8 protein-coding genes and 1 pseudogene are annotated in these 15,442 nt (G+C 62.2%); 4 read left to right on the top strand and 5 right to left on the bottom strand.

Features of this window, described 5'->3' with window-relative positions; genetic code table 11:
• Window positions 1-46: 46 nt before the first annotated feature.
• On the bottom strand, window positions 47-427 hold the full coding sequence (locus ABI_RS05130; RefSeq protein WP_040308599.1) for a c-type cytochrome: 381 nt from the start codon (window positions 425-427) through the stop codon (window positions 47-49).
• A 160-nt stretch (window positions 428-587) separates the two neighbouring features.
• On the opposite strand from ABI_RS05130, the gene ABI_RS05125 reads away from it, so the two are divergent.
• From ABI_RS05125 to ABI_RS05110, 4 genes are read left to right on the top strand one after another with little or no spacing between them, the layout of a single operon-like run.
• Window positions 588-1,067: a (2Fe-2S)-binding protein gene (locus tag ABI_RS05125; protein WP_006271791.1), complete on the top strand. Its 480-nt coding sequence runs from the start codon at window positions 588-590 to the stop codon at window positions 1,065-1,067.
• 1 nt (window position 1,068) lies between these two features.
• Window positions 1,069-3,252: a xanthine dehydrogenase family protein molybdopterin-binding subunit gene (locus tag ABI_RS05120; RefSeq protein WP_006271790.1), complete on the top strand. Its 2,184-nt coding sequence runs from the start codon at window positions 1,069-1,071 to the stop codon at window positions 3,250-3,252.
• Window positions 3,249-4,112, top strand: a complete 864-nt coding sequence (locus ABI_RS05115) for an XdhC family protein (protein WP_157138701.1) — start codon at window positions 3,249-3,251, stop codon at window positions 4,110-4,112. The genes ABI_RS05120 and ABI_RS05115 overlap by 4 nt, the downstream gene beginning before the upstream one ends.
• The gene (locus tag ABI_RS05110) at window positions 4,097-4,702 is read left to right on the top strand and encodes a nucleotidyltransferase family protein (RefSeq protein ID WP_006271788.1); all 606 of its coding nucleotides are present in this window, start codon (window positions 4,097-4,099) and stop codon (window positions 4,700-4,702) included. Before ABI_RS05115 ends, ABI_RS05110 begins: the two co-directional genes overlap by 16 nt.
• 188 nt (window positions 4,703-4,890) lie before the next feature.
• Here ABI_RS05110 and ABI_RS05105 read toward each other — a convergent pair.
• The 4 genes and pseudogenes from ABI_RS05105 to ABI_RS05090 form a co-directional block, all read right to left on the bottom strand.
• A pseudogene (locus ABI_RS05105) lies at window positions 4,891-7,440 on the bottom strand (exo-rhamnogalacturonan lyase family protein); the annotation flags it as partial.
• 309 nt (window positions 7,441-7,749) lie between these two features.
• Window positions 7,750-11,493, bottom strand: a complete 3,744-nt coding sequence (locus ABI_RS05100) for a TonB-dependent receptor (RefSeq protein ID WP_006271785.1) — start codon at window positions 11,491-11,493, stop codon at window positions 7,750-7,752.
• A gap of 331 nt (window positions 11,494-11,824) precedes the next feature.
• Window positions 11,825-13,150 (bottom strand): oligogalacturonate lyase family protein, encoded by a 1,326-nt coding sequence (locus ABI_RS05095; RefSeq protein ID WP_040308598.1) that lies wholly within the window; start codon window positions 13,148-13,150, stop codon window positions 11,825-11,827.
• A 144-nt stretch (window positions 13,151-13,294) separates the two neighbouring features.
• On the bottom strand, window positions 13,295-15,235 hold the full coding sequence (locus ABI_RS05090) for a sialate O-acetylesterase (RefSeq protein ID WP_040308597.1): 1,941 nt from the start codon (window positions 15,233-15,235) through the stop codon (window positions 13,295-13,297).
• Window positions 15,236-15,442 lie beyond the last annotated feature (207 nt).

Below are 15,442 nucleotides of genomic sequence, written 5' to 3'. Positions count from 1 at the left end.
TAGAAATGGGGAGGAGAAGGAAGAAGAAGCCGGGCCAGTTCTTGTTTTATTTCAGGGTGTTGAGGTAGGCGAGCAGCTTGGTGCGCTTGGCTTCGTCCTTGACCGCGATCATCATCGCCGTGCCCGGCTTGGCCTTTTGCGGTGCCGCCAGGAAGACCGACAGGCTGTCCTTCGTCCACTTGGTGCCCGCCGCGGCATCCGCTGTCAAAGGCTTGGAATATTTGAAGCCCGGTGTGGAGCCGATCTTGCGGCCGACCACGCCAAACAGATTCGGACCCACGCCCGTCTTGCCGCCAGCGGTCGCCGTATGGCAGGCGCTGCACATCTGCTTGAAGACCAGCTGCCCGTCGCTGACGTCGTCCGCCAGAACCGGCGAAGCCAGACCAGCCACCAGGGCAGCGATGACAAGAGTGCGGGTACGCGACATGGGTTTCCTTCCGTGATTTGCCCCTAATGAAGGGCGGATGATGTCATGTGTCAAGGGCGCAAATGTGGCCATGGACGAAGCGATAAAGTTCGGCTAGTTTCACCTCTGAAACCATCCGGGGGTTTCTGGCGCAGGACGAACGCCGAAGCAGGAGGGTGACTTGGCTTACAAACTGAACATCAATGGCAAGACGCGCGAGGTGGATGTCGATGGCGACATGCCGCTGTTGTGGGTATTGCGCGACGAACTGAACCTGGTCGGCACCAAGTTTGGCTGCGGCGTGGCGCAGTGCGGCGCCTGCACCATCCACTTGGACGGTGAGCCGACGCGGGCGTGCATCACGCCGGTGTCCTCGGTCGAGGGTGCGAAGATCACCACCATCGAAGGCATTTCGGCGTCGAAGATCGGCGCCAAGGTCCAGGCGGCGTGGCTGGAGGTCGACGTCATGCAGTGCGGCTACTGCCAGGCTGGCCAAATCATGGCGGCAACCGCCCTGCTGTTACAGACGCCCAAGCCGACCGACGCCCAGATCGACGAGGCGATGGAAGGCAATATCTGCCGTTGTGCGACCTATGCCCGCATCCGTCAGGCCATCAAGCAGGCGGCCGGCATGGCCACTGCCGACACGCGGGAGGTGTAGGATGGACGATCGTTTTCAACCGTCGCGCCGACTATTTTTGCAAGCCGGCGCGGCCGCCGGCGGCGGACTGATGCTGGGGTTCGGATTTGAGGCGCAGGCTTTGTCGCCCGCGACTGTGGACCTGAACCATTTCATTCGCATCAGCCTTCGCGGCGTGACCATTATCTCGAAAAACCCGGAAATCGGCCAAGGCATCAAGACCATGCTGCCGATGCTGATCGCCGAAGAGCTGGACGTGACCTGGGATCAGATCTCGATTGAACAGGCCGACGGCGACGACAAGAAATACGGTGCGCAATTCGCCGGCGGCAGCATGGCAACACCGATGAACTGGCTGCCGATGCGCCAAGCCGGTGCGGCAGCGCGGCATATGCTGGTGGCGGCGGCGGCGGCCAAGTGGGGCGTCAAGCCTGAGGACTGCACGACCAAGGCCGGGTTCGTTTTGAATGGCGGGCGCAAGCTGGCCTATGGCGATGTGGCGGCCGATGCGGCCAAGCTGACGGCGCCGGATCCGGCGACCTTGAAGCTGAAGGACCCGAAGGCCTTCACCATCATCGGCAAAACCCACAAGGGTTACGATAGTCCAAAGATCGTCAAGGGCCAGCCCATCTTCGGCATCGACACGGTCGTGCCGGACATGGTGCACGCCGTGTTTGTCCGGCCGCCGGTGTTCGGGGCGAAGATCGTCTCGGCCGACCTGGACGCCGCCAAGGCGATGACGGGCGTCAAGGATGCCTTCATCCTGAAGGCGGCCGACTATGGCGACGACTGGCTGCATGGCGTAAAGGACGGGGTGGCTATCCTGGCCAGCAACACCTGGTACGCCAACCGGGCGCGCGAAGCGTTGAACATCCAGTGGGACAGCGCTTCCGGTGCCGGTCACACGACAGAGGTCTATGCGGCGAAGGCGGCAGAACTTCTGACCGCGGCGCCGGTCAAGGTGACATCAAGCCAGGGCGATGTCGATGCGGCCCTGGCCAAGGCCCACAAAACGGTAACGGCCGATTATGGCGCGCCGTTTTTGCCGCACGTCAATATGGAGCCGCAGAACTGCACCGTCCATGTCCGGGCGGATGGCGTCGAGATCTGGGCACCGACCCAGCTTCCAGGTGCCGGACGCGACCTGGTGGCCAAGGCTGTGGGGGTCGCTCCGGAGACGGTCGTGGTGCACATGATCCGCTGTGGTGGCGGGTTTGGGCGACGGCTGGAAAACGACTACATGGTCGAGGCGGCAGTCATTTCCAAAAAGGCCGGGGTGCCGGTCAAGCTGACCTGGACGCGCGAGGACGACATCCAGAACGACTATTTCCGGCCGGGTGCGCATATGCGGCTGGAAGGCGGGCTGGACGCGGACGGGCGACTGACGGCGTTTCGTCAGCACGCGGTCACCTATACCCGTGACGGCAAGGTGGCTCAGGGCGCGGATGTCGATGCGCGCGGCCTGCTGGCCGTGACGACAGCGCATAACCGCATGGCGGAATCCTATATTGAAACCCCGATGACCACCGGATATCTGCGGGCGCCGTCCAGCAACCTGCTGGCCTTTGTCAGCGAGGCCTTTGTCGACGAGCTGGCGCACGCGGCCGGCAAGGATGCGATCGCGTTTCGCGTCGATCAGATCGAGGCCCATCTGAAAGAACATCCCCATACCGAAGCCGGCAATCCGTGGGCCTATAATCCTGAGCGGATGCGCGACGTGCTGAAGATCGTCGCCGAGCGGTCGGGATGGGGCAAGACGACCCTGCCCAAGGGGACGGCTTTCGGTGTCGCCAGCTACTTCTGCCACCAGGGCTATTTCGCCGAGGTCGCTCAGGTCAAGGTGTCGGACGGATTCTTCCATGTCCAGAAGGTGTGGGTGGTCGGCGATATCGGTTCGGTCGTTATCAATCCGTCGCATGCCGCCAACCAGGTCGAGGGCTCGGTAATCGATGGCATCGGGGAAATGTACGGCGAGATCACCTTTGCCGATGGCGGGGTGGTACAGTCGAACTTCCACGACTTCCCGATGATCCGCATGCCCCAGGCGCCGCAGATCGACACCCATTTCCACATCACCGGATTTTCACCGACCGGGGTGGGTGAGCCTGCGCTTCCGCCTGTGGTGCCGGCAGTGGCCAGTGCCATCTTCGCGGTGACCGGCATGCGGGTGCGCAACCTGCCGATCCGGCCTGGGGACCTGGCTTGATCGTAGCGGCGCCCGATTATCGGGAGTTCGTGTTGCAACATTGGCTGGACTGGCGGCGGGAGGGCAAACGGTGCGCCCTCCTGACGCTGGTTGTGGCCCATGGCGGCTCGCCGCGGCCGGTCGGCAGCCAGATGGCGGTGTGCGAGGACGGCCGCCATGTCGGGCTGATCAGCGGCGGCTGTATCGAAAAGGCGCTGGTGCTGGACGCGATCGCGGCGATCGAACGCGGTGAGAACCATGTTGAGCGCTACGGCGAAGGGTCGCGATTTGTCGATCTGCGGCTGCCGTGCGGGTCGGGGATCGATATGGCTTTCGATGTCGCTCTGGAGATGGCGGCGGTCGAGGCCGTGGTCGCGGCACGGGCGGAGCGGGTTAAGGCCGTGCTGGAGACCGGCGGGTTTGTGCGGGTCTATGCGCCGGCGCTGCGGTTGGTTGTGGTCGGGCAAGGGCCGATCATGACCGCAGCTATGCAGTTCGCCGCCGGGTTGGAGATGGAACCGGTGGCGTTTTCGCCGGACCTCGATACGCTGGGCGTGTTGCGGGGGCTGGGCTTCGATGGGCGGCCTTTGGAAGCGTATGAGCGGATCGAGTTCGACCGGTCGACGGCGGTGCTGACCCTGTTCCACGATCACGACCATGAGGCGGAGGTGCTGGCGCGCGCCGTGGCGTCGGAGGCGTTCTATGTCGGGGCCTTGGGCAGCCGGCGGGCTCAGGCTATGCGATTGGAAAGGTTGGCGGCCTTGGGGATTGATGCAGCGGAGCGGATACGCGGGCCGGTGGGCTTAGACATCGGCGCCAGGACGCCGCCGGAGATCGCCTTGTCGGCCTTGGCGGAGATCGTGCAATGCTACCGGCAGTGATCGTACTGGCCGCCGGCCTGTCGCGTCGGTTTGGGAACGATGACAAGCTGATAGCGCAGGTCGCGGGCCGACCGATGGTGGCGCATGTGTTCGACACGGTGCGGACGGTTGAGGCATGTCAGCGGGTGGTGGTGACCCAGCCCGGCAGCGAGGTCATCGGGTTGGCGGAAGGGTTCGAGGTTGTCATCAATCCCGACCCGGAGGCCGGAATGGGATTGTCGATCGCCCTGGGCGTCGCGGCTTTGCGGCCAGATATCGAAGCTGTTTTTGTGGTGTTGGGAGACATGCCGTTTGTCGAGGCGTCGACGTTTGGCGTTTTGGCAGGGGGTGAAGCGGATATCGTCGTGCCGGTTTATGGTGGACAGCAGGGGCATCCGGTGCTGTTCGGCAGGGCGTGTTTTGAGGAGCTCAACCGACTGAGCGGTCAGGCCGGTGCCCGGCGGCTGATCGAGAGCGGTCGGTACAGGGTGGTAGAGTTTGAGTTGGCGGGCACCGGTGGGTTAGTGGACCTGGATACTAAAGAGGACGTTCTCCTTTATACCTCCCCGCGCTCTTCGCGTGGGGAGGGGGACCGCTCGAACGAAACGTAGCCGAAGGCGAAGTGAGTGAGGTGCGGTGGTGGGGCGACTTTCTTTCCGAAGCGCTGTCGACGGTCGCTCCGACAGCAAGTCGCCCCACCACCATTTCGCTCCGCTTCACCGCGTTTCGCTACGCTCATGGTCCCCCTCCCCGCGCGAAGGGCGCAGGGAGGTATAAGGAAGAGGTGCCGCTGCCCTCATAAATACCCTGCCCCTTCAGCGTCCAGGGCTTGGGGAATGAGAGCCAGGTTGGCCGTCGCCGCCAGGCCCCATTGCGCCGCGCCGTTCGTCGAGATCGCCGGATCCTCGTCCAAAGGATGCAGAACGTCAGAGCCCGCGATCCGCGTCGTGTGAGGTTTGAGATTGGTGCGCCAGCGCGGGTTGTCGCCGCTTAAGAATTCCTCCGCCGCACGTTTGGCCAGGGCTTCGTCCTTCAGTTCGCGGGCCGCATAGGCGGTGAAACGCGAATGGCCTTCACGCAGGTTTCGGCCGCGCGGTTTGGACCCTAAGAAGGCTTCGATCTCGGCTTCGGGGGCGTTGTAGTATTTACAGTAGTCCAGCCACACCTTCTTGTAGGCCGGAACATCGAGCAGCGGCAGCAGCTCCATATGCATTTCGTAGACGCCGAAGACGCCGTTGAGGTGCGAGATGCTAACCTTGTCGCCGGCGCCGAGGAACTTACCCGTCTTCAGGTCGAACGGCGCCCCGCCGGCGAACCAGCCATACTTCAGCTTGGCGATCGAGTTCATGCCGTTGAGGATGCGGTCGCGCCACCTGGTGTCGCCGGTGCGCTCCCACTCCGTGTACCAGGCTGCGATGAACGAACCCCAACTGGTGCCGAAGCTGCAATCGACCGTGCCCGGTACCCGCTCGCGCGCCTGGCCGGTGCCGCCGGCATTGACCTTGCGTTCGATATAGACATTCTGCAGGCTGTCTTCGGAATTAACGAGGTCGCGCATCAGGTCGCCGGTACGTTCGTCTGCCGTCAGATAATAGTAGAAGCGGCGATAGGCGGCCTGGGAGACGCGGGGCTGTTTCGACGAGTCGCTGAAGAACTGGACACCGTGGCGGGTGCCGAAGCCCTTCCACGGGCCGAGGTGGTAAACATCGGCCTCCCCTGTCTGGCGGGTCATGGCCTCGGCCATGCGGAAGACGTCGGCGCGGCCGCTGCGCAGGTAGCCGTACCACAGCATCATGTCGGTCGAGAGCTCGGAATTGTCCCAGGCAAAGCCGCCGATGTCGTAGCGCCAGGCATGGCGGTCGGCATCGTAGGTGTGCATCACGTCGCCATAGTTCCAGAAGCCGTACCAGCGGTGCTGCTCGATCTGGCTGAGATAGTAGTCGAGTTGGTAGGTGAAGCGGTTTTCGATCGCCGCCCTCACCGGGGTTGAGGTGTCGGGCAGGCTCCATTCGCCGAAGACGCCGGCCTGGTGCAGCCGGGCGGGCGTCGTGGTCAAGCGCGGCGGCGTGGCGGTGGCGGTGGCCATTTGCGCCAGGCGCGGGCGTTCCGGCGTGGCGGCCACGGCCCACAACATCAGCTCGGAGGTGCGGGCGGCGCCATAGGCGCGGTCCCAGCCGGGTTCGTAGTCTTCGTAGGTGATGTCGAGGCCCTTGTTCTGAGCTTCGAAGCTTTCCATGCCCCAGACCGGACGATAGGTGCGCATGTCCATGACCGGGCCGTCAGGCGACCAAAGCCAGGCGGTAACCGTCGCCTCTTCGGAGGCGGCGCTGCGCACGTCCAGACGGGTGGCGGCGCGCTGCCAAAAAGTCCTTAAGGCCGAGCGCAACACCGCCAGTGGCGCTGCCGGCATAGACCAGGCCCGAGGCGCGGCCGCCGCCGATTACGTCGATCCAGCCATGGCCCGGAAGGGTGCGCTTCTTCAGGCTATAGCCGTCGGCCGTGGTCTGGGACAGGGTGAAGTCGCCCCAGGCCGGGATGTGGAGCAGGTTGGCAAGGACATTGGGCTGCATGGCCGTCAGGTCCGGCACGGCGCGGCCGGCGACCTGGGCATCGCGATTGACCTTGCCGGTGTCACGGCGCAGGCCGGTCAGGGGGCGAACGGCTTCCCCCCAAACGCCGCCCTCCTGTCCGGTGAAGCGAATATGGCGGTCATAGAGTTCGTCACGCATCGGTACCGCGGCGGTCAGGCCGATACCGCGGATGAAGTCCTTGCTTTCGTCGCCGTCCCAGATGAAGCTGTGAACGATGCGCAGGGAGTCCGCGCCGGCATGGGCATAGAGGCGGACCGAGAAAGGCAGCCATTGCCGTGTGCCGTCACTGTGATGGCCGTCGAGTTTTATGACCGCACGGATGGGGCCGGATTGTTCAACGGTGGCCTTGGTCACGACACCGTGGTGGCGGGTCTGTTTGACGGCGCCGGCATCGTCAAGGCCCGGTGCATCCTGGGTCAGGACGGTCAGGCCGACTGGCCCCATGACGGGGTGGCCGGCAATAGTGGCGCCGGAGATCAGGATGTCGCCTGAGGTGGGGATGACCCATTGCCGGTCGCCGCAGGTGACTGTGATGACCGTGGCGGTTTGGGTCGCTTTGACGGGTGCAGCGGGTGAGGCAGGTGTGCCGGCGGTCAGGACTTGGGTTTTTGTTGTGGCGACGCCGGCCGCCGTGGCGTGGGCCGACCATTTCAGCGAACCATCAGGCCAATAGGCAATCGGCCACGACTGCACCGGCACGTCGCCGAGCGCAAACTGGGTATTGGCCTTGACGGCGCCACGCGGCCACGGAATGCCAAAGGTCATGCCTTCGCTGGTGCCGGGCGCCTCACCGTCCAGCCAGACGATGGGGGTGTCAGGCGTCTTGGCAGCAGCCGTGGCGGACACGGCGGTGGCCAGGCCAAGCGCAGCTGTCGCCGTCATGAGTTGGCGCCGGGAGAGTTCGGACATGTTTCCTCGCTTATGGGCTCGGCGCTTTCCCCGGCGCGGCGCGTTGCGAGAAATGAACACTTTCGCGCAAAATTTGTCAATATTACGCAAAAAGAAAGCGCCGGTCCCGGGAGGACCAGCGCTCAAGTGCAGTTCAGGGAGGAAGTATCGCTTAAATGTTAGTAACGCAGGGTGAAGCCCGTGCTGACGCGGTAGCCGGCATAGCCGCGTTCAAGGACCGACGGCGTACCGTCAGCATAGGCGTTGTACTCGCCCTGGGTGCTTTCGGTGAACTCTTCCATCACGTTGTTGGCTTGGAAGAACAGTTCGACATTCTCGGTCGCCTTGTGGCTGATCTTGAAGTCGACATACTGGGTTTCCGAGCGGAAGTTGGCAGCGCCTGGGCTGTAGGGCAGGCGAACATTGGTGTAGCCTTCGCCGAGATAGTTGTTGCCGGTATTGGCGCCGCACGACGCGATACAGCTGAAGACGTCGCTGCGCGACTGGACAGAAAGGCGGGCATTGGTGATGCCGTCGTCGTACCACAGCGAGGCGTTGAAATAGAAGCTGGGCTCGTTGGCCGGGCGCATGACGTCACCCGAATTGGGGTCACGGATGCCAGCCGCCGTATTCGACGAGTTGATCTTGGCATAGTTACCGTCGAAACCCAGATGCTTGAAGTGCCACGGCAGGAAGGTGAAGGCGCTCTTGACGGCGAATTCCTGCCCGCGACGGATGAAGGCCAGGCCTTCGGACCATTCGTTGTAAGAGTATTCCTCGTCCGACACGTCCTCGCCGGTGGCCGGATCGGTGATTGTGTATCCGTCGAACAACTTGACGTTGGTGCGGCTCAGAAGGCGCGGGTCGCCGATCTTTATGTTGTTCTTGAACACCGAATAGGAGAATTGGGTGTCACGGTTGGGGTACCACTCGAGGCTGTAGTTTTGATTGGTCGACTTCAGCGGCTTCAGGTTCGGATTGCCGAAGTTGCCGCAGGTCTTGTCGGTTTCCGTGCCGTCGCCGCTGATCCCGCCGTCGAAGCGCTGGTCAAAGGTACAAGTGCCAGCGGGCAGAAGGGCGGAAATCGGCGGACGAGCGACCACACGGTCGGCGTTAAAGCGGAACACGAGTTGGTCCGGGATCATCCACAGATTGTAGTTATAATGCTGGGTCCAGTCCTTGGTCGTACCCTGGAAGGTGACATCCTTGACGAAATCGAGGGTCGTGGTCTGGGCCGCCGGCGTTGCGCCGGTGCAGTTGGCCGGGTTGTTACAGCGGATTGAACGCAGGGTGACGAAACCCGTGCCGTTGAGATTGGTCTCCACATAACGCACGCCGACGTTACCGTTGAAGAGCATGTTCCAGGGTAGTTCCTGCTCGAACTCGGCCATCAGATAGAGGGCCTTGGTCTCTTCGTTTACCGTGGAGAAAGGCATGTCGTATTCTTTGCCGTCATTGGCCTTGCAGCGCTTCAGGCAATCGAAGTTGTAGTTTTTCAAAGGGTCGCCACCAGCGCTGTAGCGCGGGTCCTTCGACGCTTCGGATATCTGGCTGTAGAGGGTGTCCAGATTGAGCTGGCTCCAGCCTTCAATCAGGTTGCCACGGTCGGGCGCGCCGTTAAAGAACTGGTTCCACATGGGCTCGATCGCCGACTGCAGGATGGAGTCGAAATCGGCTTGGTGAACGGTGAAGGTACCATAGTTGACATTGCTCAGGGTCGTCTGGGGCACATAGCCATAGTTGCAGGCCAGAGACCCGGCCGGCGCGGCCGTTGCGCCAGAACCGTAGACCTCCTCACAGGCACGGAAGGTGCCGCGCAGGTTGGCCGTCGGCAGGACGACCGGCGCAACATAGCCTGGGGTTCCGAAAGTGCCCTGCGCGGCTGCGATCTGGCGGCCACCGCCGCCCCAGCCTTTGGACGCAAACTTGCGGGCATTGATACCGGTCGAGATGTTGGTCAGGAAAGGCAGTTCGTCTTCGACGTCATAGTTGATGTCGATACGTAGGGTCGATGTGTTGTCTTCGGTCGCCTTGGGCGAAATCTGCAAGCCCATGCCACCGTTGACCCAAGGCAGTTGATCGCGCGAATAGGCCGGAACAGCCGGACCGTTGGGGCCCGCGGCCACCGAACCGGTGCCGATTGCCGGATAGCGAACCTGGGCGTAGAGTGATGCGTCGGCTTGGTCGAAGCCAGCCGGGGTTGTATAGCCCCAAAGGCCGCTGGTCGGATCGACCGCCATTGTGGCGCGGCCGTAGGTATAGCTGAAACTGGAGCGGTAGTCGTAGCGCGTATAATCCGATTCGGCGTAACCCATGATCAGGTCGACCGTCAGGTTCTCGCCTTTGTAATTGGCACCGGCCGACAGGTAGCTGGAGGTAATGTCATTGGTGTTGCGGATCTGGTCGGTACCGACGGTGGCGTCAGTGAGGGTCATTTCAGTGACGTGGTGGTTCTTGTCGACCTTCAGGGTAGACCTGTCGATATTGGCCACAGCGCCCCGGACCATTCCGCCGTTGGCGTTGCTGGTCATAACCTGGCTGATGCCGTCATAAAGAAAATAACCTGAACCCGGCGCGGCCTGACGAACGCCGGCGACATCCGTAAAGGCGATGCCGTTATAGGTTGGTGTAATAACGCCGCCGGACAGGGGCGAGGTCGCCGAGAACATCGGGTTCACGTTGACGTTGCCCAGCGAATAGGTGAGCTGGTGATCCTGGTTTTCGCGCTTGTTCATATTGACCTTGGCGAAAATTCGCAGGTCATCAGTTACGCGGTAGTCGAGGCGGACATCCAGGGTCTGCCGGTGTTCCTCGTTGCGGCGGACGAAATACCGCACCAGGGACGGCATGTAATCGCTCCACTGGTTCAAGCAGGTCATCAGTTCCCGCGTCCGCTGAAGGTTGTTGGCGGTCGAGCCTGTCACCTCGGGGAATAGTGTATAGCAATCGGCCTTGGTTTGAGCGCCCGCTGACTTGGTCAGCAGGGACATCGGCGTTTCCAAGCTGCCGTTACCGAAGGCCGTCGTGGCACCTGAGTCGGTGGTGCTGAGAGTCGCAGGATTGTAAGTGAAGGTCTTTTCTGCCGAGCCGTCAAGATCGAAGGCCGCGGTGCCGTTGGCGCTGCTGGTGCCGGGTGGATTCCAGCCGCGCGCCAGGCCCTGGTTGCCACTTGTCGCGTTCTGAACGGCGTTGTTGTCGTTCAGCAGGCGGGTGTCGGTGTAGTTGACCAGAATGCCGAGGCGGTCATTGAAGAACTTGCGCGTGGCGATGAAGTTGAAGCTGGGCTGCCACTTTTCGCTCAGAGAATTCTGGCCTACGTCGAAACGGAAGGAGACGAAAGGCTTCTTGAAGTCAAGCGAGGTACGCGACTGGATCAGGATCGAGCCGCCCAGGCTACCTTCGGTCATGGCGGCGGTCGTTCCCTTGACAACGTCGACGCTCTTGATCAGGTCAGCCGGGAACTCACGGAACTCCTTGCCGCGGCCCCCACCACCAAAGGCCAGGTTGTTGGTCGTGGTGGTATTTTGCACGCCCAGTCCGTCGATTTCGACATTGGTCTGGGCGGAGGTAGCGCCGCGAACGGTGACTTCGATACCTTCGCCATAGTCACCGCGATCCAGCGCCACGCCGGCTATGCGCGAAATGGCTTCGCCGATGTTGCGATCTGGGAACTTGCCGACGTCTTCGGCCACGATCGAGTCGGTCGCCGTCTTGGCGCGCTTCTTGCGGTCAATCGAGGAGCGCTGCGAGGCGCGGGTGCCAACAACGACGACAGCGTCACCGTCCGTAGCGGCAGGCGCGGCCGCTGCATCCTGCGCGGAGGCTGTCTGGCCCAGGCCGATGCCGCCGAACAGGGTAACCAGGGCAAGCGCCGTTCCCTTGTTCAGATGGCGGTGAAAAACGCTGGCATTACGCTTGGTCATTATAAACCCTCCTGATGCGGCATACGACGCAACCCGTTTTTTGTTGTGGCGGCGTTCGCCGACGACATTCCCTGAGCCGCCTGCCTTCATGGGCAGACGTGATTGAAACGCAGAGGTCGCCTTACGCACCTCCCCGAATACTCAGACTACATCCTCATTGATTGATTTTGACAAGTCAAGCTAATACCCGCCCAATTATGGCTGATTTGGCCGCATTTCGATCATATTGCACCGCAAAAGTAACACAAATAGCACATGACTCGCAACAATCCGGCCCTTCCGACGCCATTTCGATCATGAGCTACGCCACTTTGGTCACTATCAATCAAGATCAAGCGCGCCCGACGGCAACAGCATAGACGTGGATCGGGCCGTGCAGATTGGCGCGAAAAACGAGCCACTTTCCGTCGGGGGTAAATTGCAGATTGGGTTCCGTGCGGTAGTCGTGGGTCTTCATATTAACCAGCTTTTCCGACCGCAGCACGCCCGGCCGGATCAGGTCGGCGGCATTGGGGGCAGAGACGCCGAGATCGTCGATGATGTCAGGCCGGAACAGGTAGATCCACTTACCGTTCCTGGCACGGGCGACCATCTCTTCGTCGCCACCGTCGCCGGCAAACAGGGTCCCGTCCTGCGTAATCTGGAAGTGAACCGACCATTCGTCGCGGTCCATGTGGTACCAGATGCGCTTATGGTTTTCGAGGTCATAGGTGGCCAGCCAGAAGTCTTCGCCACGCGGGGTTTGCAAGTCGTAGAGGATACGTTTGCCGTCGAAACTGAAAAATTCATGTCCGGCAATTTCCATGTTCATGGTGCGTTTGTGGACGTTTACCTGGCCCGAGCCATCGGTGCGGATGGTCCAGACGCGGTCGACGCTGTGCCACGGCCCTTCGTGGCAGTACATGATCCGATGCGGGTCGGTGGGCGAGAACTGGACGTGGTTGAGCCAATCGGTCGAGGCCGTGACCACCTTGCGTTCGCCGGTTGTGATGTCGAGGGTGAAGATCTCCATCGGGATGTTCTGGGCCAGGCGGTCGGCCATGCGGACCTCCTTGGCGGCGGCGAAGCTCAGGGGCTTGCCGTCCGCACCGACCGCGTTGTAGCCGCCGTCAGTGCCGGCGATCTTGGGCCCCGGCTGCAGTTCGTAGATCCGCTCCGCCCAGGTGCCGGCCAGAAGCGTGTCGTCGGCATTGACCGTAGTAATGCCGCCATTGATATCCTTGGCGATGGTTTTGATCGCGCCGGTGTTAATGTCGATGGCGGCGATCTCCTGGCCGGAAGGCTTGCCGTCAGGGCCGGTGGTGAACTTGCGGGCATAGAGGACGGGTTTGGTGCGCGATACCATCAGGCAGCGCCAGCCCTTGGCAGCCGTCAGCAGCGACGGCGTCCAGGTCGCCAGGTCAACCTTCATGATGCCGGAGGGGGCGTCATAGACCATCCATTTGCCGTCGGCGGTAAAGGCGTTGTCGTGGAAATAGAGGGATTTGGAGTCATTTTCGGTCGAGACGCGGATGACCCGGTGGCCGGTATCGGGTTCGATCCAGTCCTTGGGCAAGGATTTCGGATCGGGCATCGACGGAGAGTTTTGGGCAAGGGCTTCGGTCGCGGCAGCGGCCGTCAGGGCGGCTGTGCCGAGCAGGAATTGGCGTTTGTTCATGTGGCGGCTCCTTGTCTTGTCGTTATTGAACTGACCGCCTTTTGCGCCAAGAAATCCCCCCTCCGACTGCTCGCCTTCGCTCGCAGCCACCTCCCCCGCATAGCGGGGGAGTATAAGAAATAAGGGCATAATGGCGGACGACGCTCAGTTGCCTCCAGAGATATTGAGTTCAAACGTGCCGACCGGCAGGCCGTCCTTGGAATAGAGATTGACCACCGGAGAGCCCGACCAGGCGTAGCGGACCTTGATCGCGCCGGGCTGGGCTTCCAGGATGACAGTGTCGCCATCGAGCCGAGCTTCGGCCCAAACGCAGGTCGCCGCGCACAGTTCGAACGCCAGCGGCCGGGTGCCGGAATAGGTGGTCATTTGCCGGTCGAAGGTGACACGGATGGTCTCGCCCTGACGCACGGCCGACTGCGGCGACGGCGAGCGCGGTGACGCGGCCTCGCCATAGACCAGACGCGCGGCTTCGAGTTCCAGGCGACGGGCGACCTCCTGCTTTTCCGGCGAGTGGATGTCGCGCGGATTGCCCAGGTCGATCGCCACCGCCAGGCCGGTATGGGGGGTGGTTGCGGCGGTGCGGCGCTGGACGTCGCGGATGGCGGCAAATCCCGACTCGGCCGGTTGATCGTTCAGGGCGCCATAGCCGGCCAGTTGCACGATCATGAACGGCAGGTCCTTGCCAAACTGGCCGCGCCAGTCCGCAATCATTTGCGGCAGCAGGCCGGCATAGACTTGCGGTTCGTGCGTGTTCTGTTCGCCCTGGAACCACAGCACGCCGCTGAGACCATAGGGGCCGATCGGTGCGATCATGGCGTTGTAGAGGGTGGAATAACCCTTCCCGCCCGGCCAAGGCACGAAGGGCGGCTTGGGGAGGCCCTTTTTGAAGTCTGCCGAGACGCAGTATGTCCAGGCGCCGGCGAGGCTGAGTTTTTGACCGCCGAAGTCGAGCGCCATCTTGTCGGCCGGGGAGCGCGGCCCGCCGCCGCCGACCTCGTCGACGACACGGATCGCGATGACATTGTCGCCGCCCTTCAGCACGCCCGGTGGCAGAGTGTAGGACCGTTCGGTGCGGTAATCGACCGTGGCGCCGACGCGGATACCATTGATCCAGGTGACGTCGCGCTCGTCGATGGTGCCAAGGGTGAGGGTGGCCGGTCCGGCTGCCTCCATCTCCGTCAGGACAACATGCTTGCGCAGCCACACCACGCCGTCGAGATCGACCAGGTCAGCCCTGCCCTGCTCTTCCCAGACGCGCGGCAGGGATATCTCGCCCCAGTTGGAATCGTCAAGGTTCGCGGCATGCCAACCGGCTTTCGTACCGGTGTCGTGTGTATCGGCCCAGGCGTCCGTAGCGGCGACGACCTTGGTGACCGTGGCTTCCGGATCTTTGGCATAGGCCTTGAGGGTGGTCAGGCCTTCCTCATAGGCGCCCAGGGCTTGCAGGCCCGACGCCGGGGTCCAGTCCTGAATCGGCGAGCCGCCCCAGGACGCATGGATCAGGCCGATGGGTATCTTCTTCTTTTTGGCCAGATCGCGGCCAAAGAAATAGCAGACGGCGGAATAGTCGGTGACCGTGGCCGGCGTCGCAGGTTTCCACGCGATGGGCGTCAGGGGCAGATCGAGGGGCGTAGGCGTGCTCTTGCGATCGAAACTCAGCAGGCGGACGCGATCGTCGGTGGAATGCGCGATTTCGGTGTCGGCATTGCGGACCTGGCGGACGGCAAACTGCATGTTGGACTGGCCGGAACAGAGATAGACATCGCCGACCAGTATGTCGTTGACAGTCACTGACTGGTTTGGCGATTTTACCGTCAAGTCGTAGGGACCACCGGCGTCCGTGGCCGGCAGGTTTAGTGTCCACTTGCCGGTCTTGTCGGCGGTGGCCGTGGAGGTGCTGCCCTTGAAGGTCACGGTGACCTTGGCCTTGGGCGCGGCCCAACCCCAGATGGGGATAGGCCGGTCGCGCTGGAGCACGGCTTGATCCTGGAACATGTCGTGCAGGAGCGGCTTGTCCTGGGTCAGGATTTGGGCCTGAACCGGCAAGGCGGTGAAGAGCAGTGCAGCGACCAGTGCAGCCTTCATGACATTTCCCTTTTTCACGATGGTGGACCCAGAGATCGGGGAAATCAATCACCATTTTCCATTTTCAATCACGATTTGTCATACCACAGATTTGAAAACCTTCGACAATACCCTGATTTCATGGTGTAAATCTTGCAGGTAACAGGGTTCCGGGAAGCAACTGGGAAGCCGCGAGATGCAGGACGAACCGCAGACACGCATTCTGAT

Source organism: Asticcacaulis biprosthecium C19 (assembly GCF_000204015.1).
Classification (GTDB): domain Bacteria; phylum Pseudomonadota; class Alphaproteobacteria; order Caulobacterales; family Caulobacteraceae; genus Asticcacaulis; species Asticcacaulis biprosthecius.
Note: the sequence above shows the minus strand (reverse complement) of the source record. Positions and strands in the feature narration are given on the sequence as shown.